Annotated in this window: 20 protein-coding genes and 1 pseudogene; 13 read left to right on the forward strand and 8 right to left on the reverse strand. The window is 73.5% G+C overall.

Annotated elements, in window-relative coordinates; translation table 11 throughout:
* Positions 1-48: 48 nt before the first annotated feature.
* Entirely contained in the window at positions 49-336 is a 288-nt protein-coding gene (locus ACWCPM_RS22990) for an ArsR family transcriptional regulator (RefSeq protein ID WP_450978105.1), read from the reverse strand.
* A 226-nt stretch (positions 337-562) separates the two neighbouring features.
* On the opposite strand from ACWCPM_RS22990, the gene ACWCPM_RS22995 reads away from it, so the two are divergent.
* Both ACWCPM_RS22995 and ACWCPM_RS23000 read left to right on the forward strand, forming a co-directional pair.
* Positions 563-952, forward strand: a complete 390-nt coding sequence (locus ACWCPM_RS22995) for a MarR family winged helix-turn-helix transcriptional regulator (RefSeq protein WP_450978106.1) — start codon at positions 563-565, stop codon at positions 950-952.
* Positions 953-1,113: 161 nt separating this feature from the next.
* Positions 1,114-1,383 (forward strand): hypothetical protein, encoded by a 270-nt coding sequence (locus ACWCPM_RS23000; RefSeq protein ID WP_450978107.1) that lies wholly within the window; start codon positions 1,114-1,116, stop codon positions 1,381-1,383.
* Positions 1,384-1,396: 13 nt separating this feature from the next.
* Here ACWCPM_RS23000 and ACWCPM_RS23005 read toward each other — a convergent pair whose 3' ends face one another.
* The 4 genes from ACWCPM_RS23005 to ACWCPM_RS23020 all read right to left on the reverse strand — a co-directional run bounded on the left by ACWCPM_RS23005 (position 1,397) and on the right by ACWCPM_RS23020 (position 6,744).
* Positions 1,397-2,266 carry an MBL fold metallo-hydrolase gene (locus tag ACWCPM_RS23005; RefSeq protein ID WP_450978108.1) on the reverse strand — a complete coding sequence of 290 codons (870 nt, stop codon included), beginning with the start codon at positions 2,264-2,266 and terminating at the stop codon, positions 1,397-1,399.
* A 93-nt stretch (positions 2,267-2,359) separates the two neighbouring features.
* Entirely contained in the window at positions 2,360-2,767 is a 408-nt protein-coding gene (locus ACWCPM_RS23010) for an SseB family protein (protein WP_450978109.1), read from the reverse strand.
* 1,030 nt (positions 2,768-3,797) lie between these two features.
* The gene (locus tag ACWCPM_RS23015; protein ID WP_450978110.1) at positions 3,798-5,864 is read right to left on the reverse strand and encodes a galactose-binding domain-containing protein; all 2,067 of its coding nucleotides are present in this window, start codon (positions 5,862-5,864) and stop codon (positions 3,798-3,800) included.
* A gap of 229 nt (positions 5,865-6,093) precedes the next feature.
* Entirely contained in the window at positions 6,094-6,744 is a 651-nt protein-coding gene (locus tag ACWCPM_RS23020; protein ID WP_450978111.1) for a DUF4360 domain-containing protein, read from the reverse strand.
* Between the two features lie 331 nt (positions 6,745-7,075).
* Between ACWCPM_RS23020 and ACWCPM_RS23025 the strand changes: the two genes are divergently transcribed.
* On the forward strand, positions 7,076-7,531 hold the full coding sequence (locus ACWCPM_RS23025) for a DUF6174 domain-containing protein (RefSeq protein ID WP_450978112.1): 456 nt from the start codon (positions 7,076-7,078) through the stop codon (positions 7,529-7,531).
* A 387-nt stretch (positions 7,532-7,918) separates the two neighbouring features.
* Here the strand turns inward: ACWCPM_RS23025 and ACWCPM_RS23030 are convergent, their stop codons facing one another.
* Both ACWCPM_RS23030 and ACWCPM_RS23035 read right to left on the reverse strand, forming a co-directional pair.
* Positions 7,919-8,890, reverse strand: a complete 972-nt coding sequence (locus ACWCPM_RS23030; protein ID WP_450978113.1) for a quinone oxidoreductase family protein — start codon at positions 8,888-8,890, stop codon at positions 7,919-7,921.
* A 330-nt stretch (positions 8,891-9,220) separates the two neighbouring features.
* Positions 9,221-10,012: pseudogene (locus ACWCPM_RS23035) on the reverse strand (MFS transporter); the annotation flags it as partial.
* A gap of 274 nt (positions 10,013-10,286) precedes the next feature.
* Between ACWCPM_RS23035 and ACWCPM_RS23040 the strand changes: the two are divergent.
* From ACWCPM_RS23040 to ACWCPM_RS23075, 8 genes are all read left to right on the forward strand, one after another.
* On the forward strand, positions 10,287-11,840 hold the full coding sequence (locus ACWCPM_RS23040; RefSeq protein WP_450978114.1) for an ABC transporter substrate-binding protein: 1,554 nt from the start codon (positions 10,287-10,289) through the stop codon (positions 11,838-11,840).
* Positions 11,841-11,860: 20 nt separating this feature from the next.
* Positions 11,861-12,829, forward strand: a complete 969-nt coding sequence (locus ACWCPM_RS23045; protein WP_450978115.1) for an ABC transporter permease — start codon at positions 11,861-11,863, stop codon at positions 12,827-12,829.
* A gap of 14 nt (positions 12,830-12,843) precedes the next feature.
* Positions 12,844-13,740, forward strand: coding sequence for an ABC transporter permease (locus ACWCPM_RS23050; protein WP_450978116.1), 897 nt, complete (start codon positions 12,844-12,846; stop codon positions 13,738-13,740).
* Between the two features lie 122 nt (positions 13,741-13,862).
* Entirely contained in the window at positions 13,863-14,885 is a 1,023-nt protein-coding gene (locus ACWCPM_RS23055) for an ABC transporter ATP-binding protein (RefSeq protein ID WP_450978136.1), read from the forward strand.
* Positions 14,878-15,576: an ABC transporter ATP-binding protein gene (locus tag ACWCPM_RS23060; protein WP_450978117.1), complete on the forward strand. Its 699-nt coding sequence runs from the start codon at positions 14,878-14,880 to the stop codon at positions 15,574-15,576. The genes ACWCPM_RS23055 and ACWCPM_RS23060 overlap by 8 nt, the downstream gene beginning before the upstream one ends.
* 216 nt (positions 15,577-15,792) lie before the next feature.
* Positions 15,793-16,911: an MFS transporter gene (locus tag ACWCPM_RS23065; RefSeq protein WP_450978137.1), complete on the forward strand. Its 1,119-nt coding sequence runs from the start codon at positions 15,793-15,795 to the stop codon at positions 16,909-16,911.
* Positions 16,908-17,885: a sugar ABC transporter permease gene (locus ACWCPM_RS23070; RefSeq protein ID WP_450978118.1), complete on the forward strand. Its 978-nt coding sequence runs from the start codon at positions 16,908-16,910 to the stop codon at positions 17,883-17,885. Before ACWCPM_RS23065 ends, ACWCPM_RS23070 begins: the two co-directional genes overlap by 4 nt.
* Before the next feature lie 222 nt (positions 17,886-18,107).
* The gene (locus ACWCPM_RS23075) at positions 18,108-18,995 is read left to right on the forward strand and encodes a septum formation family protein (RefSeq protein WP_450978119.1); all 888 of its coding nucleotides are present in this window, start codon (positions 18,108-18,110) and stop codon (positions 18,993-18,995) included.
* A gap of 45 nt (positions 18,996-19,040) precedes the next feature.
* On the opposite strand, the gene ACWCPM_RS23080 is transcribed toward ACWCPM_RS23075, so the two are convergent.
* The gene (locus ACWCPM_RS23080; protein ID WP_450978120.1) at positions 19,041-20,219 is read right to left on the reverse strand and encodes an acyl-CoA dehydrogenase family protein; all 1,179 of its coding nucleotides are present in this window, start codon (positions 20,217-20,219) and stop codon (positions 19,041-19,043) included.
* A 111-nt stretch (positions 20,220-20,330) separates the two neighbouring features.
* Here ACWCPM_RS23080 and ACWCPM_RS23085 point away from each other — a divergent pair, with 111 nt between their 5' ends.
* Complete coding sequence (locus tag ACWCPM_RS23085; RefSeq protein WP_450978121.1) at positions 20,331-22,073, forward strand: CoA transferase; 1,743 nt, start codon at positions 20,331-20,333, stop codon at positions 22,071-22,073.
* Positions 22,070-23,746, forward strand: coding sequence for a class I adenylate-forming enzyme family protein (locus ACWCPM_RS23090; RefSeq protein ID WP_450978122.1), 1,677 nt, complete (start codon positions 22,070-22,072; stop codon positions 23,744-23,746). Before ACWCPM_RS23085 ends, ACWCPM_RS23090 begins: the two co-directional genes overlap by 4 nt.
* Positions 23,747-23,807 lie beyond the last annotated feature (61 nt).

The raw sequence follows: 23,807 nt of genomic DNA on the forward strand, positions 1-23,807 counted from the left end.
ACCCTCGCCCGCCGCGCGAGGCTGCACCGAGGTCGTCACCGGGCTCTCCTACCAGCCCTTCTCGAACATCCGGGCGACCTCGGCGATCCGGACCTCGTCGCGGCGGTAGTAGAGGCGGCACCGGACGCGCTTGACGCGCAACATGCCGAGGTTCGCCAGGAGCGTGAGGTGGGTGTGGGCCACCGCGCGGCGCACACCCAGCTTCGCGGCGACGGCGTGGACGCCGACGCCGTCGGTGACGAGGTCCGCGTGCCGCTGGCGCGGAAAGTGGGTGACGGGATCCTTGAGCCATTCCAGGATGCGCAGGCGGGCCCCGCCGACGGGAGTCCTCGGCATCGCGTCCCCCTTGTTCCGGACCCTCTCGGTGGCCCGTTCCCCACTGTGGCGGAGGGCGAGCCGTCACCACCGGCACACGGTCGGAGTTGACCGGGATCGAACGGGCCTTCGACTCAATGTCGCGGCAGGCCGGGCCGACAGCCCGTCGTCGCAGGGGACGGCACTTCTTGCGCACGCACTAGTTGCATCTTCAATAAGTGGCCGAATCGGTGCTACGGTGCCGGGCATGGCAGCGAACACGGTCCACGCGGGACTGGAGCAGCGGTGGCGCGACATCCTGTCGGTGCACGCCCGCACGATGGGGGAGATCGACCGCACGCTCCATCCGCACGGGCTCGGCGCCAGCGACTTCGAGGTGCTGGACATCCTCGTTGCCGAGGCACCCGAGGCGGGCGACCACTGCCGGGTGCAGAGCCTCGTGGGCCGGGTGCACCTCAGTCAGAGCGCGCTCTCCCGCCTCATCGGCCGGCTGGAGAAGGACGGCCTGGTCGAGCGTTCCGTCTGCCCGGACGACCGGCGGGGTGTCTGGGTCTCCCTGACCGACAAGGGCCGCACCCTGCACGCCGAGGTGCTGCCGTTGCAGCGGGCGGCACTGGAGCGGACGCTCACCGGTTGAGCCGGACGGGTCCGCTTCCCCCTGGCGGACGCTCACCCGTTGAGCCGGACGGGTCCGCTTCCCCCTGATGGGGGGCCACCGCCGGGGTCCCTGGTCGTGACGGGCTCCGCACCTCGGGAAGGCTGCCCTGACCGGGCCGCCGAACACGAGAGGTGCCGACCATGACCGACTCCGACCCGACCACGCTCGCCCTGCTGAGGGAGCGGGCCGACAGCGGCGATCCCGACGCCGTCGACCGACTGGTCGAGCTCGCCGGCGAACGGGGCGACCTGGAGGAGCTGCGCCGCCTCGCCGACCGGGGCAGCAGCGCGGCCACCGAACAGCTGATCGAGGTCGCCGCCGAGCGGGGTGACCTCGACGAGCTGCGTCGGCTGGCTGACGCGGGCGACACCACCGCGGCCGACCAGCTCCTGGAACTCACCACCGAGTGACGGCCACGGCTGTTCACAGGGCGAACTCGGCCCCGTCCGCGAGAACCTCGACCCCCGCCGCTCCCGCCTCCGCGGAGGCCGCCGAGGAGGGGTCGAGAAGAGGGCTGGCGTCGTCCAGGCGGGTGGGGACACGACGGAGCCCCGGCCGCCTCGCGGACCCGGTCTCGCCGGCGGTCGCGGACCCTGACCCGGCCTCGCCCACCCTCGCGGACCCGGACCCGCCCTCGTCCGGCGTCGTGAAGCGGCTCCCGTCCAGCACCGCGCAGTCGGCGCCCGCGAGCAGTTCGTCCAGCTCGGGGCACGGGGCGGCGAGGCGGGGCGCGTAGACGAGGACGCCGCCGGTGGCCAGGTCCTCGATGCGGTACGCCGTCACCCAGCTCTCGTGCGCCGCGCTGCGCGGCAGATAGGCCGGCGCCGACGTCCCGACGGGGTGCGCGGTGACGACCAGACCGCCGGAGAGCACGAACCCGCCGGCGGTGAGGCCGTCGCACCACTCCCAGGGCTCGTACCTGTCGACCATGGCGCGGGCGGGGGTGAGCGCGGCGAGCACCGGCGGAGCGGCGTACACCTTCAGGCCCGGTCCTCCGCGCAGCTCGGTCAGCCCCGACACGTGTTCGGGTTCGGCGTCCGTCAGGAGCACCCCGCGTACCGGCTGGGTCCGGAGCCCGGGCGCCGGCCAGAGCGCGGAGGTGGCGGCGAGCTGGGCGCGGATGTCCGGCGAGGCGTTGAGCAGCCACCAGTCCCGTGAGTTGCCGGTGACCGCCGCCGCTTCCTGGGTGCGGGAGGGCAGCTTGCCGTCACGGGCGGCGGCACACGGCGCGCAGCCGCAGTTCCACCGCGGGAAGCCGCCCGCGGCCGCGGTGCCCAGCAGGACGACCCTCAAGACGACTCCCGACGTTCCTTCGCTGTGGATCCTTCCGCCGGGCTCTTCCCGCCATGTGTGACAGGGGCGTTCACCCGAGGTGAACGCCCGGGCTCAGTGCTGCGGCCGTGCCAGCAGGGTGCGGACCCCGTCCGAGGTGAGCGTCAGACCGTGCGACGAGCTGCCGTCGATCGTGAGGGACAGGTCGTCCGAGGGCCACTGCGAGGCGAGCGCCCCGAGCGGCACGAGGCGGTAACGGGAGACGAAGGGCAGCAGCTCCGCCATCTCCAGCTCGGAGGTGAACACGGGCACCACCGAATGGCCGTCCGGCTCCTCCAGGACCGGCAGCGCCACCGCGCCCGGGTCGGCGGCCTCCTCCTCGACGGCGTCGTCCGGCACGGGGATCAGCACGTCGCTGCCGGCGAGCGTGTCCAGCGCCGCCTCGTCCTCGGTGTTCACGGCGAGCGCGTCCAGGGCCCGCTGGGCCGGTGTGGGGATGGGGTCGTTCGCGGGTGTCTCCATGACGGATTCCCTGATCGTCGGGTTCGGGGGCCCGCCCGGGCCAAGATCGGTCTCCGGTGCGGCCCTCGACGCGTACCCGGAGGGGCGCGGACCATGCCCCGCCGGGCCGAGGAATCCTGGACGCCCCTGCCGCCCTGTCTCGGTCACCCACCCCGGCGGCTGGGACCACCAGGCCCGCCCCCTTGCCGGGGACCGGTCCCTCCGCCACGGCCCGGCCCGGTGGCCCCGCGGGGGCGCGAACCCGTCCGCCTCGCACCGGGCCCCGCGCGGGGCCGAACCGTCCGCCTCGTCCCCGGAACCCCGCCGGGCCGCGTCGGCGACGTCTCCCGGCAGCGCAGCGCCCGGCGAACGGGCGGGCTCCGCGACCCCCGCAGGGTCGGACGGCGCACTGCCGACGGCCCCGACGCGTCCGACGCAGGGGTACGCGGGACCGGGCCAGGGGTGGACGGGGCCGGGCCGACGCCCGGTCCGCGCTCGCGACCCGCGATGACCGGCCGCGTACTCCGCGCCTGCCCGCTCGGTCGTCACGACCTCGCCGGTCGGCGCCGCGTCACCCCGCCGGCCCGGAGGGCTCCCGCCGCTTCGGGGCTCCACCCGTCACCCCGCCGGCGCGCCCGGCGCCGTAGTCCAGCTGCTGGGCGGTCCTCACCAGCGCGGCGAGAGGGTCACGCGAAGGAGCGCGCGGCACGACCCGGACACCCAGGGCCTTCCGCGCACGGAGACGGACCAGCCATCGTGCGGCCGTGATCCCGGTCAACCGTCCTCCCCTTTCCGGCACTCAGGGGACAGCGACGCCCGACGGCGCCGTGCGTCAGGGTAATTCGCCATGCCCCGCCACCCTCTCCACCGGATAGAAATATCCACCTGTACGGGCACGCCGAATCCAATCAGACCACCGGAAATTCGCACAACATGCGCGCCTGTCGTGCATACGTGCGTGATGTCAGGGCGGGCCGTGCCGGCACGGGACGCCGACGAGCGGGCCCCGCCGGAGATGACCGGTGGGGCCCGCGCGCCATGTGTCGCCGCGTCAGCTGCTGTGGACTCCGACCTCGTACAGCGAGTAGCCCCAGTCGGTGGCCCGGTCCAGGCCCTGGACACGGACGTACCGGGCGGGGGTCGCGGTGAACCGCGCGGTGTCCAGCCCGCCGTCACCGGCGGTGGTGGACCAGGCGGTCTTCCAGTTCGTGCCGTCGGCGGAGAGCTCGACGCGGTACGACCTGGCGTGCGCCCGCTCCCAGTCCAGCGTGACCCGGCCCACCAGGTGGGTGGCCCCGAGGTCGATCCGCAGCCACTGGTCGTCGTTCCAGTCGCTGGCCCACCGGGTGTCGCCGTCGCCGTCGACGGCCCGGCCCGGCGCGTAGCTGGTGAACGGGTTCCACTCGGCCGAACTGGCCGTGGCCGAGGCCCCTGAGGCGAGGTTCACGCCGGCCTGGTGCCGCTCGGACGCCCCCCAGGTGCCGAGGTAGGACTCGGCGCCCCGGAAGAGGTCGTCCACCACGCGCTGGCCGCCGACCCGGCGGATGTCCTCGATCCAGTCCGGTACGAGGCCGTAGTGCGCGGCGCCGTCGGTGTTGAGGTCCCAGGTGCGCTGCCCGGTGGTCTGCCGGTCCAGGACCGAGCCTCCGTCGACGCTGCGGAACGGGTACTGCACCGGGTTCGGGGCGTTCGCGCCGCGCGGTGCGGGCCAGCCGCCGACGCCGTTCATGTCGGTGCCGTACCCGTAGCCCACGTCGTACCTCTCGCGCAGGGCCCTGGTGCGGTCCGCCTCCGCGATGAAGCCCTCGGAGCCGTGCATGTACTGGGCGACGAAGCCGCCGAGGCCGTAGACCCGCTCGGTCCAGTCGAGGTCCATCCAGCTGTGCGAGGACAGCACGCCCGGGTACGACCCGGCCTCGAAGATGTCGAGGACCCGGCCGGTGGCCTTCACGCTCATGTGGTCGATCTCGAGCATCATCTTGCGTTGCATCATGCCGCGCACGGCGTACTCGCCGAGTGCGGTCAGCCCGCGGACGTTGCACTGGGCGTCCGCGGCGTAGGAGGGCACCTCCACGTCGGCAGGGAGTTCCTTCTCGGCCTCCGGGGCCGCCGCGCCGCCGATGGGGTTGTCGTGCTGCGGGCCGGTGCATGTCTCCGTCTTCCAGAAGGTGCCGGTCGACAGGAACTGGCCGACGTTGATCGCGGTGCCGAGACCGCCCGAGTCGAAGCGGACACCGCAGAGCGCGTTGTCGAACTTGTGGCACAGGAACATGCTGCGCACCCCGAGGGCGTGCAGTTCGTCGAGGCCTCTGTCGATGTCCTCCTTGCTGCACTGCGCGATGTCCAGGATCTGCTTGCAGCCGAAGGGTTCGGAGGTCTCGACACCCAGGACGACCGCCAGTTTGCCCTGCTGGACGACCTGGCGGGCCTGCGCGCTGTCGGTGACGATCCGGAACCAGCCCTTGCCGGGCCCGCCGTACATCTTGTCGACGTACGCCTGGAGGTCGTACGTCAGCTTGGCCTGCAGACGGATCGACGTCATCTCGTCGCAGCTGCGGTCCTTGAAGAAGTACACCGAGCAGATCACGCCGTTGGTGACGAGGTCGTTGACCATCACGCGCTGGCCGCCGCGCCAGGCGCGTTCCACCCAGGCGTAGTAGTTCTGCTGGTGGGTCAGCGAGTCGTGGGCCGGCCAGTCCTTGAACGTGGGCCAGCCGGCCGGGTCGTGCCTGCCGTCACCGCCGTTGGTGATGAAGTCGAAAATGGCGAGCGAGCCGTCGGGGTAGTGCTCGGGACAGTCCTTGAGGGCGTCGGCGACGCCCGCCTCGGAGAAGGTCTTGCCGCAGATGAGCCGCCCGCCGAACGCCTCGTTGGAGAAGAGGTGGTTGTGCGCGTCGACGAAGCCGCGCACCTCGCCCTGGGCGTCGGTGCCGGTGAACGGAGCGCCGGTGACGTTGATCTGCGAGTCCGGGGACGGCCGTGCGCCGGGGTTCCACCAGTCGGTCCCGGCCGCCGAACTCGGCGCGGGGCCGAGGACGGTGGCGAGCACGAGGAGCAGCAGCGACACGACGGTGACGTGTCTGCGGCGGCGGTTCGGGCTTCGTGGAGCCAGGGTCATTACCCACGTCCCTCGGTCGGCGGGATGGCGCGGTCGGTCGCCAGGGCCACTACCGGCGCCACTCCTGACGGGTTGTCATGGACGCCGCGAGATATGCGTCGAGGATGGCCAGCGGTGCATGGGACGTCAAGGGTCGTGCGTGGGGCGGCTGTCGGGGGCGGCGGACACGCCCGTGCCCCGGTCCGCCGGACGTCTCGGCGGGCCGGGGCACGGACCGGTGCGCGTCAGGTCACCTGCCGGGACACTCCTTCCACGCCAGGTGGTAGATGGTGCTGATGTCCCCGTCGGTGGAGTCCATCGTCATGAAGCTGGTCCGGGCCGGGTCGGAGCTGCCCGCGCTGACCCGCAGCTCGGTGTTGATGTTGAAGTTGCGCTGGACACCGCAGGGCGCCCAGACCAGCTGGGCCCAGTCGGTGGTGTCGGTGGCCTGCCAGTTGTCGTTGAAGGGGCCGCGGAAGGGGTGGTTCCTGAACTCCGTGTTGGAGGAGCCCTGGAAGTAGTACGAGGCCCGCTGGACGCTGGTGGCGCCCGGCTGGAGGGCGGCGAAGCCGCGGTAGTCGGCACTGGCGACCGCGTACGTGAAGCCCTGCGGCACATGGACGATCAGGTTGAGCTGGCAGTTCTTGCGGAAGGCCGTGGGGTCGGAGTTGCCGCCGACCTGGGCGAGGTACTCGCTGTAGGTCACCGTGAAGGCGGTGTTGTCCGGCGAGACGGCGACGGCGGCGGTGCCCTGCGGACAGCCGGAGCCGTTGACGGTGGCGACCTTGATGACGATGCGGTCCGGGGGCGGGTCGACGATGCCGGTCGACGGGCCCTGTGCGGGTACCGCCGTGGCGAGCAGCGCACCTATCGCGCTGCTCATGAGCAGGCCAGCAGCCATGGTTCTCCTCTTCTGCGCCTTCTTGTCGAGGCCCGCGTGCGGCCTCCGAGCGGGGGGGTGGCAACCACGATGGTTAAGTCATGAACATGTCAATCTTGCACTTGTCCATGTCGAACCGATCGCGCCCCCGACCCCCGGGAGGCACCTGTGAAGACGCTGTGAAGGTCGGGAGCGCTCGCATCGTAGGGGCACCGCCGATCGGGCGGCCAGGGCTGGATCCGGACATCCCCGCCGAGGTGACCGAACCTCCACCCGTGCCCGGCCACGAACGTTCCGGGGCGGGCCGGCATCATAGCGGTAGCCGCCCCATGGGTCGAAGGGAACTGCCGCCATGAAGAGTGCACGCCTCGGCAACCGTGCCGTGTTCGCCGCCGTAGTCGTCACCGGGCTGATGTGCGCGACCGCCGCCTGCGGCAGCGACACCGCGCCGAGCGCGACGACGAGCTGGGAGGAACCCTCCTCGTACACCTACACGCTCCACTCGAGCGGAGGGGAGCGGGAACTGATCGGGACCTTCCGCGTGACCGTCGAGGACGGCGAGGTCACGACGGCCGCCGGCCTGGACGACAGCGGACGGCGGCTGGTCCGCCGGTCCCCCGACGCGGTGCCCACTATCCGGGAGTTGCTGAAGGAGGCGGATCAGGCCCGGCAGGACGGCGCGCACAAGGCCGAGGTCGAGTACGCGGCGGACGGGCATCCGAAGGCCATCACCTTGGACTGGGAGAAGAACACGGTCGACGACGAGGCGTTCTACGTCATCAGCGCGTACCGGGCGGACGCGCGGTGAGGTGAGGCGTTGAGACCCGCTGCGGCGGGCTCGGGGCCGGGCCCGTCCGGGCCGCCCGGGTCCGCTGTGCTTGACAGCGGACTGTCCGGGCGGGTCGGGCGGTGGGAGGCTGCGGGTCGTGTCTGGGTTGATCTCGGACAAGCTCACCGAACCAGCCGATGAGGGAAGCGATCTGGACTGCGGGCACGCCCTCGTTCGCTGTGCGGGCCGTGTTGTGCCACCGACGGAATGGGCTTGCCCAGGTGACGAAACGCGGTCGACGGTCGGCCGGGCATCACGGCTCTGCCTGCGCTCGCACCGCAGCCGGCTCCCGTTAGCGGTCATCACCCGGGATCGACGCCTGACGGAAGCCACGTTCCTGCAGGTCAGTCTATTCCGTCGGTTGCCTTAGGGGATGACGAGTAGCTTGCCGGTGGTACGCCGAGCCTCCAGATCGCGGTGAGCTTGGGCGACCTCGGCGAGCGGGTAGCGGGCCGTCACGGTGGTCTCAAGCGCCTTGGTGCGCACCAATTCAAGCACGTCGGCGGCGCGCCGGAGCAGCTCGGACCGATCAGCGATGAAGTGGTCGAGGCTTGGCCGGATCAGGGTCAGCGAACCGCCCTGGGCGAGCCGAATGGGGTCGAAGGGCGGCACTGCACCACTCGCGGCGCCGAAGAGCACCAGGTGGCCGCGGGTTCGCAGGCTGGCGAGGCTCGCATCGAAGGTGTCCCTGCCGACGCCGTCGAAGACGACAGGCAGGCCCTGGCCGCCATGGAGCCGCTTCACCTCGGCCGCGAGATCGTCCACTGCCGAGTAGAGGATCACCTCGGCGGCCCCGGCGCGCCGCGCCAGCTGGGCCTTCTCCGGTGTCGAGGTTGTGCCGATCACTCTGCCGCCGAGATGGGTGATGAGCTGGGTCAGCACAAGCCCCATGCCGCCGGCAGCAGCGTGCACGAGCACCGTGTCGCCTGGCTGGACCGGGTAGGCGTCCTTGACGAGGTAGTGCGCCGTCATGCCCTGCAGCAGCACGGCGGCGGCGGCCTCGAAGTCGACGCCGTCGGGCAGGGGCACGAGCCGGGAGGAGTCCACGACGGCCTGCTCGGCATAGGTGCCGGGAATCTCCACCCAGCCGACCCGGTCTCCCACAGCGACGTGGGTGACGCCGGGTCCAACCTCGAGGACCGTGCCCGCGCCCTCAGTGCCCGGGGTGAAGGGCAGCGGGAGGGTGTACCGGCCCTGGCGGTGGTATACGTCGAGGAAGTTGACGCCGGACGCGGCGACCTCCACGACCGCCTGGCCCGGGCCCGGCATCGGTTGATCGATGTCGACCAGTCGCAGCACCTCGGGACCGCCCACTTCGGAAACCTGAATCGCTCGCATGACCCCTCCTGAAACGGCTGACTTCCCTCACCAACTCCGGTCGTGGCGATCCGATTCCCGCTCGCGGTGAGGTGTCGTAGCCGTCTCGTGCGCACGTGGGAGAAGGGTGCCACCGACGGAATGGGCCTGCCCAGGTGACGAAACGCGGTCGACGGTCGGCCGGGCATCACAGCTCTGCCTGCGCTCGCACCGCAGCCGGCTCCCGTTGGCGGTCATCACCCGGGATCGCGGACACAGCTGCGCGGGATCGACGCCGGGCGGAAGCCACGTTCCTGCAGGTCAGTCAATTCCGTCGGTGGCCCTTGTTCATGCACATTGATCCGTGCAGCTCTACGCGTCCTGCCGCGCGGATGCGGGCGCGGGTGCGTCGGCTTGAGGCTTGGGGGCGGTGGGTTCGGGCAGGGCGCGGAAGAGGAGCCGGCTCAGGGCAGGCATGGCGATCAGGGGGGTGAGGGCTGTCTTCAGGGAGGTGGAGTCGGCCAGGTGTCCCAGCAGGGAGCTGATGAGGCCGCCGATGCTGACGGTGAGGCCGAGGGTGACGCCGCTGGCAGTACCGATACGGGAGGGCAGGTAATCCTGGCCCAGGGTGACCTGGAGGAAGAAGGGGACGTACAGGCCGACGGACGTGAGGGCCACGAAGAGGAACATGGCCGGGCCGGGTGCGTAGATCACTCCGGTCACGGCGGCGACGGAGAGCAGGTAGGTCCAGCGGGAGACATGGACGCGGTCGTAGCGGTTGGCCAGGGACCCTCCCAGGACCGAGCCGACTGCGCCGCCCAGGAACAGCAGGAACAGCAGGAACAGGGCGATGGTGCCCGCGGTGGTGCTGCCCTGCATGCGCTGCTGGGCGTAGAGGGAGATGAAGGTGCTCAGGCCGGTGAAGACGATGGAGCGGAAGACGACCGCCAGGGACAGCTTCACGAACGAGGCCACATCATCGGCGCCCCGCGGTGCCTCCGTCTTGGACGCGCCGGCCGCGGGCCGGGCGAGCATCCGGAGCACGGGCACACACAGAGCGGCGCCGGTGAGCGCGGGCAGGACCAGGACGGGCGTCCAGCGCAGGGAGCCGTGTCCGATCACGGCCGACACCATGAGCGGGGCAAGTGCGAAGCCGATGTCGCCGGTGTTCCCCCGCCGCTGGATCCTCGCCGCCGGGCGCTTCGCCTCTCCGTCCGCCCCCTCCGTCGGCGGCCGGACGGGGATACGTACGCACGGCGGGAGCCGTTCGGCGCGCGGGACTTGGCGCCTCGGCTCCCGCGGAACCCGCTCCGATCTGCGGCGACTGACGGGCCGCGCGCATGGGTAGCTCTGCAGTCGCACATAATGTGCACGTACGATCGTCGAGTAATAGAGTGTGAGGCTCATGACCACGCGTCGAACGAGAGGTGCCGCCGTCATGGCGGCGGTTGCGGCCGGGGTCGCTGCCTGCTCGGCCCCGACCGAGAGCGGCGGTGACGCGAGTTCCGCCGACTCCGTGGTGATCGGCGTGGGCTACGAGCCGGACTCGTTCAGCCCGCTGCTCGGGTACGGCAAGGACGGCAACTCCAAGATCTTCGACGGGCTGCTCGCCCGGGACGCCGACCTGGAGCTGACGCCCGCCCTGGCGAAGTCCCTCCCCGAGGTCGGCGACGACGGTCTGACCTACACGTACACCCTGCGCGACGGCGTGAAGTTCAGCGACGGCGAGCCGCTGACGTCCGCGGACGTGGTCTTCACCTACCGGACCATCCTGGACGAGAAGACCAACAACACGGCCAGAAGCGAACTCGACGCCGTCAAGGCCGTCCGGGCGAGCGGTGCCGACAAGGTCGTCTTCACACTCAAGTACCCCTACGCGCCCTTCGCCGGACGGACGGTGCTGCCCATCGCACCCGAGCACATAGCCGGCGGGCAGGACCCCAACACCGGCTCCTTCCACACGAAGCCGGTCGGCACCGGGCCGTACATGCTCTCCTCCTGGAGCAAGGGCGAGAAGTTCACCTTCAAGGCGAACCCGAACTACTGGGGCGGCGCGCCGAAGGTGAAGACCTTCACCATGGCGGTCATCGAGGACGACAACGTCCGTGCGACCCGGCTCCGCTCCGGCGACCTGGACGGCGCGGTCCTGCCGCCCAACCTCGCCGCCACGTTCGCGCAGCAGAGCGGCACGAAGACGTACACGGCGAAGTCGTACGACTTCCGCACCGTCACCCTTCCGACCGCCGGCGAGGTCACCGGGGACCGGGCGATCCGGCAGGCGCTGGACGCCGCCGTGGACCGCGAGGCCATGGTCGACAAGATCCTCGACGGGGCGGGCACACCGGCGTACGGGCCGCTGCCCGTCGACGACCCCGCGTTCGCCGGGGACACCGTGCGCGAGCAGGACCTGGACAAGGCCCGCCGGATCCTCGACGCGGCGGGATGGAAGGAGGGCGAGGACGGCATCCGCGCCAAGGGCGCGCGGAAGGCCGCGTTCACCCTCTTCTACCCCTCCGGCGACAAGGTCCGGCAGGACCACGCCCTCGCCTACGCCTCCGACGCCAAGAAGGCCGGCATCGCCGTGACGGTGGAGAGCGCCACCTGGGAGGTCATCGAACCGCGGATGAAGGACACCGCGGTCCTCGCGGGCCTCGGCAGCACCGGCGACCCCGACTTCGGCCTCTACACCCTGCTGCACTCCTCGCTCGCCGGCGACGGGTTCAACAACATGGGCCACTACGACAACGCGGCCGTGGACGAGGCGCTGGACACCGGCCGGCGTACCCGGGAACCCGACGCGCGCAGGGCCGCGTACGAGACGGTCCAGCGCGAACTGGTGAAGGACCCCGGCTACACGTTCCTCACCCACATCGACCACCTGTACGTGCTCGCGGACCGCTGGAGCGGACTGACCACCCAGATCGAGCCGCACGAGCACGGCTTCGCCAGCGGGCCCTGGTGGAACATCGAGGACTGGCAGCCCAAGAAGTGACACCGCTGCCCTGGGCGGCGATGGCACGCCTGGCGGGACGGCGGACCCTGTTCGCCGTCCCCGTGCTGCTCGTCGTGACGTTCGGCGTGTTCGCCATCGCCGCCGCCTCCCCCTTCGACCCCGTCAAGGCGTACGCCGGCACCGCGGCGCTCGGCGCCGACCAGGAGACCCTGGACCGGCTGCGCGACAACCTCGGTGTGGACCGGTCGTTCCCGGCCCGCTGGTGGGAGTGGCTGACCTCCGCGCTCGGCGGCGACCTCGGCCATTCCAGCGTGCTGCGGCAGCCGGTGGCCCAGGTGATCGGTGAACGCCTGGTGTGGTCCTCGCTGTTGTGCGCGGTCGCGTTCACCGTGGCCGTGCTCGCGGGCACGGTGCTCGGGGTGCTCGCCGCCCGCCGTCCCGGATCGATGCTCGACCGGGCCGTCACCTCGCTCGCGTACACGCTGGAGGCCGCGCCGGTCTTCTGGGTCGCCCTGCTCGCCATGTGGCTGTTCGCCCTGCAACTCGGCGTACTGCCCGCGGGCGGCCTGACCGACACGGCCAGCGAACAGGTCACCGCCGGGCAGGTCGCACGCCACCTCGTCCTGCCCGCCGGAGTGCTCGCCCTCTCCCAACTCCCGTGGTTCGCGCTGTACGTACGCCAGGGGGTCGGCGACGCCCTGGCGGAGGACCCGGTGCGGGGCGCCCGCGCCCGGGGACTGAGCGAACACACCGTCCTGCTCGGGCACGCCCTGCGCTCGGGCCTGCTGCCCGTGCTGACGCTGATCGGCTCCCGCGTTCCCGAGCTCATCACCGGCGCCCTGCTGGTGGAGAGCGTCTTCAGCTGGCCCGGCATCGCCGCGGCCACCGTCTCGGCGGCCACCGCCGTCGACTTCCCGCTGCTGGCCGCCCTGACCGCCCTCGCGACCGTCGCCGTCCTGGCCGGCAATCTCGTCGCGGACCTGCTCTACGGCCTCTTCGACCCGAGGGTGAAGCTCAGTGACATGTGACCTCGGTGTTTCCCATGGCTGACACCGCGACCGAGACCGGGACACCTGCCGGAACGACCTGGCGCGCCGCCGGCAGTACCCGCCGCTCGACACGCACGCTGCGGGTGCGGGTCTCCGCCACGCTGCTGGTCCTGACCGTGCTCGCCGTCCTGCTCGTCCCGCCGCTGGTGCAACTCGACCAGCAGGCCGTCGACCTGGCCGCCAAGCTGCTACCGCCGTCCTGGGCACACCCCTTCGGCACCGACGACGTCGGCCGGGACCTGCTGCTGCGCTGCGTGTACGGCCTGCGGGTCTCCCTGCTCGTCGGCGTCGCGGCGGCGCTGACGGCGACGGTGGTCGGCACGGCGGTGGGCGCCGCGGCGGGCGCCCTCGGCGGCTGGTTCGACCGGGGCATCATGCGCCTGGTCGACACCTTCTCGTCCGTACCCCATCTGCTGCTCGGCGTCTTCATCGTCGCCATGTTCCGGCCCGGCGTATGGCCGGTGGTCGTCTCGGTCGCGCTCACCCACTGGCTGTCCACCGCGCGCATCGTCCGCGCCGAGGTGCTCTCGCTGCGCTCACGCCCGTACATCGACGCCGCCGTGTCCGGCGGCGCCTCGCGATGGCGGGTGGCGGTGCGGCATCTGCTGCCCGGGGTACTGCCCCAGGCCGCTCTGGCCGCCGTGCTGATGGTGCCGCACGCCATGTGGCACGAGTCGGCCCTGTCCTTCCTCGGGCTGGGGCTGCCCACCCACACCGCCAGCCTGGGCACGCTCATCCAGAGCGCGCGCGGCTCGCTGCTCGCCGGGCAGTGGTGGCCGACCCTCTTCCCCGGCCTGTTCATCATCGTGCCCACCCTCGCCATCGCCGGGCTGTCCGGCGCCTGGCGGGAGCGGATCAATCCCCGCCGCCGATCGGAGCTGATGCTGTGACCGAGGGACCGCCACAGCGACCGTCCCACCGAGCGGACGGACGACCGGCCCGGCAGGTGCCGCCGGGGCCCGCCGCGCGGCCGCCCGTGCTCTCCGTGCGCGGTCTCTCGGTGCGCTTCCGTATGCCCGGGGGACGCCACGTCGCCGCCGTCACCGGCGCGCACTTCGACGTGGCGGCGGGCGAGTGCCTGGCCCTGATCGGCGAGAGCGGCTGCGGCAAGTCCGTCCTCGCGTCCGCGTTGCTCGGTCTGCTCCCGGCCAACGCCCAGACGGCGGGCGAGGCGCGGCTCGGCGACCTCGACCTGCTCTCCGCCGGCGAGCGGACCCTCGCACGCCGGGTGCGCGGGCGCCGGATCGGGCTCATCCCGCAGAGCCCGGCAGCGCATCTGACCCCCGTCCGGACCATCCGTTCCCAACTGGAGGAAACGGTCGGCGCGCTGACGGGCGTCCGCGGCCGGGCCGCGCTGCGCACGGCCGCCGAGGCTGCCGCCGGCCGGGCGGCGTTCCCGCTGGACCACCTCGACCGTCACCCGCACCAGTTGTCCGGCGGCCTCGCCCAGCGCGCCGCCACCGCGCTCGCCCTCGTCGGCGACGCCCCGCTGCTGCTCGCCGACGAGCCGACGACCGGCCTGGACCGCGACCTGGTGGACCGTACGGTCGACGAACTGCGCCGCCACATCGACAGCCCGGGCGACCCGGACGGCACGAGCGCCCCGGACACCTCCGACGGCGCGCACGGCCCTCGGGACGCGGACGGCGGCGGACGGGCCCTGCTGATGATCACCCATGACCTGGCGGCGGCCGAGCGCATCGCCGACCGGATCGCCGTCATGTACGCCGGCCGTATCGTGGAGATCGCCGACGCCACGGCCTTCTTCGGCGCCGCCGGCCCCCGCCACCCCTACAGCCGCGGCCTCCTCCAGGCCCTGCCCGACCGCGCCTTCACGCCCGTTCCCGGCCTGCCCCCGGAGCTCGGCGACCTTCCCGCCGGCTGTGCCTTCGCCGCACGCTGCGACCGGGTCACCGACCGCTGCACCGTGCTGCCGCCTCTGTCCGAGGCGGTCGCCTGCCATCATCCGCTCCCAGGTCACGGCCCCGAGAAGCCGCGACCCGCCGCACCGGCTCCCGAGGACATCCGTGCTTGAACTCCACGCCGTCACCGCCGGATACGACCGCCACGCACCCGTCGTGCGGAACGCCTCGCTGACCGTCGCGCCGGGCGAGGCCGTCGGGCTGCTCGGCCCCAGCGGCTGCGGCAAGTCCACCCTCGCCCGGGTCGCCGCCCTCCTGCACCAACCCGACTCGGGCACGCTGCTCCTGGACGGTGAACCGGTACGGAAGTGGCGCCACGGCGCGTCGCGCGAGCTGCGCACCGCCTTCGGGGTCGTCTTCCAGCAGCCCCGGCTCTCCGCGGACCCCCGTCTGCGGCTGGCCGACCTGATCGCCGAGCCCCTGCGCGCCACCGGCCGGCGCGAGGAGATCCCGGCGCGGGTCGGCGAGCTGGCCGCGACGGTGGGACTCACCCCCGACCTGCTGGGCAGGCAGCCCCACGAGGTCAGCGACGGCCAGTTGCAGCGCGCCTGCCTGGCCCGTGCCCTGGTGCTGCGCCCCCGCTGGCTGGTGTGCGACGAGATGACCGCGATGCTCGACGCCTCGACCACCGCCGCGCTGGTCGCGGTCGTCGAGGAGTACCGCGCCGCCACCGGAGCGGGCCTGCTGGCCGTGGGCCACGACCGCACGCTCCTGCACCGCTGGTGCGACCGCACGCTCCCCTGGGAGACGGTCGTCGCGCCGGAGCCGGCGACCGTGGGCCAGCCCCGATCCGGCGGCTCCTGAACCACCGCGTCCGCCTGTGTGGCACACGCCACAGTCCGGGATCGCGACGGGGCGGAACCCGCACACGGTCCGGTCCGACTGCTGTTGCCGGGAGGTGTGTCCGTGACGACAGGCCGGAGCGGGACGGGTACGGCGGCAGAGACGGGCAAGGCGGAGGCGCGCGGCACGGGGGGTGCCCGCGCGGGTGGTGGCCTGACCGCGCTGCTGACCTGCGCCATGGCCTTCTCGATGATGCAGCTGTTCCTGCTGGGGGCCCTGGGCCCGCGGCTGGTGACGGAACTCGGTGTGTCCCCCACCGTGCTGGGGCTGACGACGACCGCTGGGTTCGCGACGGCGACCGTGCTCTCGCCCGTCGGCGGCCGGGTGGTGGACCGGCTGGGTCCGCGCCGGTGCCTCGTCGCCCTGCTCACGGTGTCGGCGCTCGCGCTGGCGCTCGTCGGCGCGGCGCCCGGCGCCGGCTTCCTGCTGGCGGCGGTGGCCCTCGGCGGGTTGCCGCAGGCGCTGGCCAACCCGGCGACGAACGAGGCGATCCTGGCCGCCGTACCGCCCGCCCGGCGTGGGTCGGTGACGGGGATGAAGCAGTCGGGCGTCCAGCTCGGGGCGTTCGCGGCGGGGCTGCCGCTCGCGGCGCTCGCCGGCGTCGCGGGCTGGCGGGTGGCGGTGTGGACGGCGGCGGGTGCCGCGCTCGCGGCGGCGTTCTGGGCGGCGCGTGCGCTGCCCGGCGACCCGCCGGCGAAGTCCGCTCCGGCCGCCTGGGTGCCGCGCGGCACGATCGCCTGGCTGATGGTCTTCTCCCTGCTGCTGGGCTGCGGGATCGCCTCCGTGAACACCTATCTGGCGCTGTACGGCGCGCAGCGGCTCGGTCTCGGCGCGACCTCGGCGGGTGCGCTCGTGGCCGTGCTGGGTGCGGCGGGGATCGTGGGCCGGGTCGGCTGGTCGAGGCTCGCCGGACGCCCCGGGCGGGCGGTGTGGTTGCCGGGGCTGCTGGCCACGGGGGCGGTGGGGGCGGCGCTGCTGCTCGTCCTCTCCTCGCGGGCTCCCTCGCTGGCCTGGGCAGCCGCGGTGGCCGTGGGGGTGTTCGCGGTGGCCGCCAACGCGGTCTCCATGGTGCTGGTGATGCAGCGTGCCGCGCCCGGGCGGGCGGGCCAGGACTCCGCGCTGGTCTCGGCCGGGTTCTTCGCCGGGTTCGCGATCGGGCCGCCGCTGTTCGGTCTGCTGGCACAGTCCGGCCGGTACGGCGCCGGATGGGGTCTCGTGGCGGGCGAGTTCGCGGGGGCGGGCGTCGTCGCCGTGCTGTGGGCGCTGCGCGAACGCCGTAGGAGCGACGGGGCATGACGGCTCCCGCCTGGGCCGAGCCCGCTCTCGCCGCCGTACTCGGCAGGGTGGCCGTCACCCGCGCGGCGGCCGGCGAGCGCTTCCCGTTGTTCGCGGACCCGGACGACGGAACGTGGACGACGACCGGGCGCGGTGCGTGGACCGGCGGCTTCTGGGCGGGCCTGCTGTGGCTGCGCTCCCGTCACACCGGTGCCCCCGCGGACCGGGAGGCGGCACGGCGGTGCACCGCGCGGCTCGCGGGCTGGGCGGAGGCGGACACCGCCACCCGGGGGCTGATCTTCTGGTACGGCACCCTGCTCGCCCCCGACGGCGGCTGCGGCCTGCGGGAGCGGGCGGCCCTGGCCTGCCGGGGCTCCTTCGACGCTGAACGGGGCCTGGTGCCCTGGGGTGCGGCGTTCGGCGGGCCCCGCATGCTCGCCCGTGTGGACGGCGTGCCCGGACTGGTGCCGCTGCTCGCCACGGTGGACGCGGCGGCGGCGTCGTCCCACCTGCGCCGCCACCTCGGCCTCTGCCTCGGGCGGGAGCCCCGGCACTGGGCGTGGCAGCACGAGGGAGCCGAGGGCTGGACCGCACGGGAGGATCCGCCGTCGGGCTGGAGCCGGGGGCCGGCCTGGCTGCTGCTGGCCGTGGCCGAGGCCGTCCGCATTCCGGGGGTGGGTGAACTCTCCTACGCGGTCGGCGAGTTGATGCCGGACGATCTCGTGCCGCCCGCCGACGCGGCGCGCCCCGAGGGCCCCTGTGACACCTCGGCCGCCGCCGTCACCGCCACGGCGCTGCTGCTCCTCGGACACCGGAGCAGGGCCGTGGCCGTCCTCGACACGCTCGTCCGCGTCCATCTGACCCGCGACGGCCGCCTGGTGGACGGCTGCTACGACCTGGCCTCCGCGACAGCCGTCCGGCACGAGCTGATCTGGGGCGACTTCTTCCTGGCGTACGCGCTCGCACTGCTCACCGGCCTCGTCCGGCCCGGGTGACCGCGGGCCGCCCTCCCGGGGCCCGCGCCCCGGCCTCCGACGGCGCCCGGCCGCACGGCGCCACATCCTTGTGACCAGCCCGGACACAACCCTCTCGGCCCGTCGCGAGTCGGAGACGCCGCGACGAGGAGAAGGAAAGAGCCTGCGTACGACGGGGCCTCGTGCATGGCATACGATGCGCACGCCCCCCGCGTAAAGATCAGATAAGAGGATGTTCACGTCATGACTGTCCGTGCCCCGTATCGTTCCCTTCGCGGCATATCCGCCGTCGCCGCCCTGCTCGCGATGGGCGCGGTGGGCTGCTCGGAGGTCACCGACGCCGTCGACAGCGCCAAGGACGGTGCGAAGAAGGTGGCCCGCCAGCAGTCGGTGTTCTCTCTCGACATCGGCGACTGCTACAACCCGAACGGCGAGGCCGAGGGCACGGCGTACGCCGTCGAGGTCGTGCCCTGCGCCGAAGCGCACGAGGGCCAGGTCGTCGGCGAGTTCACGATCGACGAGGGCGGGGAGTACCCCGGCGAGGACGGAGTCTCGGCGTTCGCCGACACCCGCTGCCCGGTCGAGGCGCAGAAGTACGCCCCGGACACCTGGGCGCTCCCCAAGGGCGTCGCCCTCTTCTACTACACCCCGACCCGGGAGAGCTGGGCGACGGGTGACCGCGCGGTGAGCTGTACCTACACCGCGGAGAAGGGCACGTTCACCGGCTCGCTGGACACCTCGAAGTCGCTCGAACCCGAGCAGAGCACGTACCTCACGGGTTCGAACGCGGTCTACGAGGCCCTGTGGGCGAACCAGTCCGAGAAGGAGACCGTCGAGGACGACCTGGCCGGCTACAAGGCGCAGGCCAAGGCCGTCGCGGCCGCCCTCGACGCGCATGTCGAGGAACTGGAGGGCATCGAGGGCACCGAGGTCGGCAAGCTCCGCACGACGCTGACGGAGGCGGCCGGCGACTGGAAGAAGGCCGCGGACGCCGCCGACGCCGACGCGTTCTACCTCGCCTACGACCCGGCGTTCACCGGCATCGACCCGGGCAAGTCCGTCGCCGCCCGCAAGGAACTGGGCCTGGCCACCACCGTCCCGGCCGACGAGGCCGAGGTCTGGGCGGGCTGACGCTCCGTCGAGGGCCCTGTCCGACCGTGATCGACCGGACAGGGCCTACGCGGCGCCCGTCCGCAGCACCCGCCGGGCCACCGAGGTGATGTGCAGTTCGTCCGGGCCGTCCAGGATGCGCGCGGCGCGCCCGGTGCGCAGCAGCGCGGGCAGCGGGGTGTCCGGGCCGAGCCCCTCCGCGCCGTACACCTGGATCGCCGCGTCGGCCACCTGCTGGAGCGTGCGGGCCGCCGACACCTTGGCCAGGCCCACCTCCACATGGGCGTCGAGTCCGGCGTCGACCCGGACGGCCGCCTCATGGACGAGCGGCCGGGTGGTGCGCAGGGCGAGCAGGGACTCGAAGAGATGGCGCTGGACCAGCTGGAGTTCGCCGAGCGGTGCGCTGGAGCGGCTGCGGGTGAGGGCGCGTTCCCGCAGCAGGCCGAAGGCGCGGTCGGCCTGTCCGAGCCAGCGCAGACAGCGCAGTGTGCGGCCCAGCTGGAGCCGCTCGCCCGCGACGGACAGGGCCTTGCCGCGCTCCCCGACGAGGTGGTCGGTGTCGACGGTCACCCCGTCCAGTGAGATCTCGTACTGGCCCCCCGCACCGAGCACCGGCAGGTCGCGCACCACACGGAAGCCGGTCGAACCGGTGGGCACCAGCAGCAGCGACAGCCCGTCCCGGTCCGGGGCCGCGCCGTCGGTCCGCGCCAGCACCGTCACCAGGCCGGCGTCCGCGGCCCCGCTGGTGAACCACTTACGGCCGTCGAGCCGCCAGACCCCGTCCGCGTCCTGCGCGGCGCGGGTGGCGGTGCGCGCGAGGTCGGTTCCCGGCACGTCGGGTTCGGTCATGGCGTAGCACGCCCGCACCTTCCCGGCGACGAGCGCGGGGACGTACGTCTCGCGGACGCGCGGGCTGCCGTGCCGCCACAGCATCAGGACGTCCAGCAGCGAGGCCGAACCGAGGGCCGCGGGACCGTGGTCGCTCGCCCCCTCGGCCTCCGCGACATGCGCGTACGCCCGCAACGGCAGCCCCTGACCGCCCAGTTCGGCGGGATGGGGCAGCGCCCACAACCCGGCGTCCTTGGCCTCCTTCCGCAGCCGTTCCAGTGCCGCGCCCGCCGCCGGCCCGCCCGCGTCCAGGACCGGCTCGTGGGGCACCACCCGCGTACGGACGAACTCCGCCACCCGGTCCCGCAACTCCACGACCTCGGGCGGGCAATGGGGCTCACCCTGCGTCACTCGCACCGCTTTCCTCCGCTCCCCGGGAACTCCGGCCCTCGCCGGTCCGACTGCTCTTGTCGTGGAACAGGTCGGGGGCGACCGCCCCCGGGTTCCCGAGCGTCAGGAAGGAACGGCATGGCAACTCCAGCCACACCCATGTCCTTGCGCACGGCCCGGCCGCTGGAAGGACTGCGCACGGAGTCCTCAGGTCCGCCGGGCCCGGCGGACGGGCTGGTCGCGGAGCATCTGCGGCTGCTGGGCGCCGAGGCCGACGGCCGTCCCGGCGGCCGGTTCGCCGTCTTCGGGTGGCGGTCCGGGCCGGAGGCCGTCACCGCCCGTACGACGTGGGGTGACGGCGTCGTCGACGAGGCGACGGTGCAGGCGGCGACCGGTGTCATGGCCGTGCACGGCCGTCGTGACGGCGCTCCCCGCGGCCTCGCCGTCGACTACGCGGCCACCGCCGCCGGCGTCCTCACCGTGCAGGCACTGCTGGCCGGGCTGCTGGCGCAGGCCCGCGGCGGGCGCCCGCCCGGCGCGGAGGTGAGCGCGGAGCGGGCCGGGCTGCTGGCCGTCTCGCAGTATCTGGCCGCCGCCGGGGCCGAGGAGGGCGAGGCCGCCGAACTCGCCCCGGGCGCGCCACCGTTCACGGCGGCGGACGGCACGCTCTTCGAGCTGGAGACGCTCGACCCGGCCGGCTGGGCCGCGTTCTGGCGGGAGCTCGGCGCGCCCGAGCAGGCGGTACGGCGCGGCTGGCGGCCCTTCCAGTTCCGGTACGCGACCGCCTGCGCGCCGCTCCCGCACCCGCTGCACGACACCGTGCGGGCGAGCTCGTGGGAGCGGGTCCGGGAGGCCGCCGCGCGCGCCGGAGTGGACGTGTGCCCGCTGACCCCGCTCGCCCGGCGTGCCGCCGAGCACGACGGAGCGCCACCGTGGGAGCTCACCGCGCACCCGGCGTCGTACGCGGGGACGACGGCGCCCCTCGACGCCCCGCTCGCCGGGCTGACCGTCCTGGAGGCCGGGCGCCGCATCCAGGCGCCGCTCACCGCCCATCTGCTGGGCCTGCTGGGCGCCGAGGTCGTCCGGATCGAGCCGCCGGGCGGGGACCCGCTGCGGGGCATGCCGCCCGTCTGCTCGGGGATCTCGGCGCGCTGGCTGGCGCTCAACCGGGGCAAGAAGGCCGTCGAAGTGGACATCAAGTCGGCGGCGGACCGTGAGCGGCTGCGCGAGACGGTCGCCGGGGTCGATGTGTTCCTGCACAACTGGGCGCCGGGCAGGGCGGCCCACCTCGGGCTGGACCATGAGCAACTGTCCTTCGTCAACCCGGCGCTGGTCTACGCGTACACGAGCGGCTGGGCAGGCCGGCTGCCGGGCGCGCCGATGGGCACCGACTTCATGGTGCAGGCCCGTACCGGGGTCGGTGAGGCCGCCCGGCCCGCCGGTGAGCCGCCGGCGCCGTCGCTGATGACCCTGCTCGACGTGCTGGGCGGCCTGCTGGGCACCGAGGCGGTGCTGGCGGGCCTGCTGCTGCGGGAGCGCACCGGGTGCGGGGTGCGGGTGGACTCGTCCCTGCTCGGCGCCGCCGACGTGCTCACCGCCCCCGCCCGCGCACGGGCGGCGCGGGGGCTGGACCCGCGCAAGCCGGCCGGTTTCCGCCGTCCGCTGCCGACCGCCGACGGCTGGATCGCCCTCCCGGACCACGCGGCGATCCCTCACGACCCGCGCGCGCTGTCCACGGCCCGGGCGCTCGACGACCTGCGGGGCCGCGGGATCGCGGCCGTCCCGGTCGTCACCGACCTCTCCGATCTGCTCACCGGTGGCTCGATCGGCCGTGACGCGCACGGCGCCCCCGCGGTCCCCGACCCCTGGAGCTTCATATGACCGTCGCCCTGCACGACCTGCTGCCCGCCGAGCTGCGCCGGTCCTGGGCCGTCGACGGCACCTGCCCCGACCTCGACCTCTACAGCCTCTACCGCGCCCACCAGATCGCCGACCCGCACCGCACCGCGATCCTCGACGCCAAGGGCACACTCTGTTACACCGCCCTGGACCGCAAGGCGCGATGTCTCGCCGCCGGCCTGTCGGCGCTCGGCATACGCGCCGGTGACGTGGTCGGCATACAGCTGCCCAACGGCAGGAACGCCGTCATCGCCGACCTGGCGCTGGCCGCCCTGGGCGCCGTCGCGCTGCCCTTCCCGGTGGGCCGGGGCGGACGGGAGGCGGCGTCACTGCTCGGCAGATCGCAGGCGGTCGCGGTCGTCGCCGCGACGGAGCACCGGGGCAACCGGCACGCGGCCGACCTGCTGGCGTCGGCCGGTGAACTGCCCGCCCTGCGCGCCGTGGTCGCGGCCGGGCCGGGCACCGCACCCGAGGGTGCCGTCGCGTTGTCCGCGCTGCTGCGCACCGACCCCAAGGCATTCGCCCCGGCCCGCCCGCACCCCGACTCCGCCGTCCGCATCCTGGTCTCCTCCGGCACCGAGGCCGAGCCGAAGATGGTGGCGTACTCGCACAACGCGCTGGCCGGCGGGCGCGGCAACTTCCTCGCCTCCCTGATGACCGGAGGGCGGCCGCCGCGCTGTCTGTTCCTGGTGCCGCTGGCCTCCGCGTTCGGCAGCAACGGCACCGCCGTGGCGCTCGCCCGGCACGGGGGCACCCTGGTGCTGCTGGACCACTTCACGCCCGAGGCCGCGCTGGAGGCGCTCGCCGCGCACGAGCCCACCCATGTCCTCGGTGTGCCGACGATGATCCGGATGATGCTGGACCGCCTCGCCGAGGGCGGCCGTCCGGAGTTCACCCCTCCCACCGCCCTGGTGGTCGGCGGCTCCCCGCTGGACGAGGCCACGGCCGACGAGGCCCGGCGCGTCTTCGGCTGCCCGGTCGTCGGCCTGTACGGCTCGGCCGACGGCGTCAACTGCCACACGGGGCTGGTGGCCGAGGGGACGCGACGGGAGGGGCCGGGCATCCTCGCGGGCCACCCCGACCCCCGCGTCGCCGACATCCGCATCGCCACGCCCGGCACCCGCGAGCTGCGCGAACTCCCGAGCGGCACGGTGGGCGAGATCGTGGCCCGGGGGCCGATGACCCCGCTGTGCTATGTCGCCGCCCCCGAACTGGACGCCCGCTACCGCACCGACGACGGCTGGGTGCGCACCGGCGACCTCGGGCTGCTGCAGGAGGACGGCACGCTGCGGGTCGTCGGCCGGCTCAAGGACGTGGTGATCCGCGGCGGGGCCAACATCAGCCCCGCCGAGGTGGAGATCGAGCTGGCGAGCCATCCGATGGTGCGGGACGTGGTCTGTGTCGGCGTACCCGATCCCCTGATGGGCGAGCGGCTCGCGGCGTGCGTGGTGCCGCGCGCGGGCCGGGCGCCCACGCTCGACGACCTGTGCGCCCACCTCGGCGGGCGCGGGCTGGAGCGGCGCAAGCATCCCGAACGGCTGCTCGTGGTCGCCGAGTTGCCGCTGAGCCCGGCGGGCAAGCCCGACCGCGCCGCGTTGCGGAAACGATGCGCCGCGCAGTCGGGTCCGGAGCGGCCACTCGCTCCGGCGGGCTGAGTCCGCCACGCGTCGAGGGGGCCGCCCGCGCCGGGCGGCCCCCTCGGTCTCCGGTCCGGGG

Source organism: Streptomyces sp. NPDC002309, assembly GCF_053593375.1.

Coding starts and splice junctions, on each gene's coding strand:
- ACWCPM_RS22990 (WP_450978105.1), bottom strand. CDS start 336: ATGCCGAGGACTCCCGTCGGCGGGGCCCGCCTGCGCATCCTGGAATGG.
- ACWCPM_RS22995 (WP_450978106.1), top strand. CDS start 563: ATGGCAGCGAACACGGTCCACGCGGGACTGGAGCAGCGGTGGCGCGAC.
- ACWCPM_RS23000 (WP_450978107.1), top strand. CDS start 1,114: ATGACCGACTCCGACCCGACCACGCTCGCCCTGCTGAGGGAGCGGGCC.
- ACWCPM_RS23010 (WP_450978109.1), bottom strand. CDS start 2,767: ATGGAGACACCCGCGAACGACCCCATCCCCACACCGGCCCAGCGGGCC.
- ACWCPM_RS23015 (WP_450978110.1), bottom strand. CDS start 5,864: ATGACCCTGGCTCCACGAAGCCCGAACCGCCGCCGCAGACACGTCACC.
- ACWCPM_RS23020 (WP_450978111.1), bottom strand. CDS start 6,744: ATGGCTGCTGGCCTGCTCATGAGCAGCGCGATAGGTGCGCTGCTCGCC.
- ACWCPM_RS23025 (WP_450978112.1), top strand. CDS start 7,076: ATGAAGAGTGCACGCCTCGGCAACCGTGCCGTGTTCGCCGCCGTAGTC.
- ACWCPM_RS23030 (WP_450978113.1), bottom strand. CDS start 8,890: ATGCGAGCGATTCAGGTTTCCGAAGTGGGCGGTCCCGAGGTGCTGCGA.
- ACWCPM_RS23040 (WP_450978114.1), top strand. CDS start 10,287: ATGGCGGCGGTTGCGGCCGGGGTCGCTGCCTGCTCGGCCCCGACCGAG.
- ACWCPM_RS23045 (WP_450978115.1), top strand. CDS start 11,861: ATGGCACGCCTGGCGGGACGGCGGACCCTGTTCGCCGTCCCCGTGCTG.
- ACWCPM_RS23050 (WP_450978116.1), top strand. CDS start 12,844: ATGGCTGACACCGCGACCGAGACCGGGACACCTGCCGGAACGACCTGG.
- ACWCPM_RS23055 (WP_450978136.1), top strand. CDS start 13,863: ATGCCCGGGGGACGCCACGTCGCCGCCGTCACCGGCGCGCACTTCGAC.
- ACWCPM_RS23065 (WP_450978137.1), top strand. CDS start 15,793: ATGGCCTTCTCGATGATGCAGCTGTTCCTGCTGGGGGCCCTGGGCCCG.
- ACWCPM_RS23070 (WP_450978118.1), top strand. CDS start 16,908: ATGACGGCTCCCGCCTGGGCCGAGCCCGCTCTCGCCGCCGTACTCGGC.
- ACWCPM_RS23075 (WP_450978119.1), top strand. CDS start 18,108: ATGACTGTCCGTGCCCCGTATCGTTCCCTTCGCGGCATATCCGCCGTC.
- ACWCPM_RS23085 (WP_450978121.1), top strand. CDS start 20,331: ATGGCAACTCCAGCCACACCCATGTCCTTGCGCACGGCCCGGCCGCTG.
- ACWCPM_RS23090 (WP_450978122.1), top strand. CDS start 22,070: ATGACCGTCGCCCTGCACGACCTGCTGCCCGCCGAGCTGCGCCGGTCC.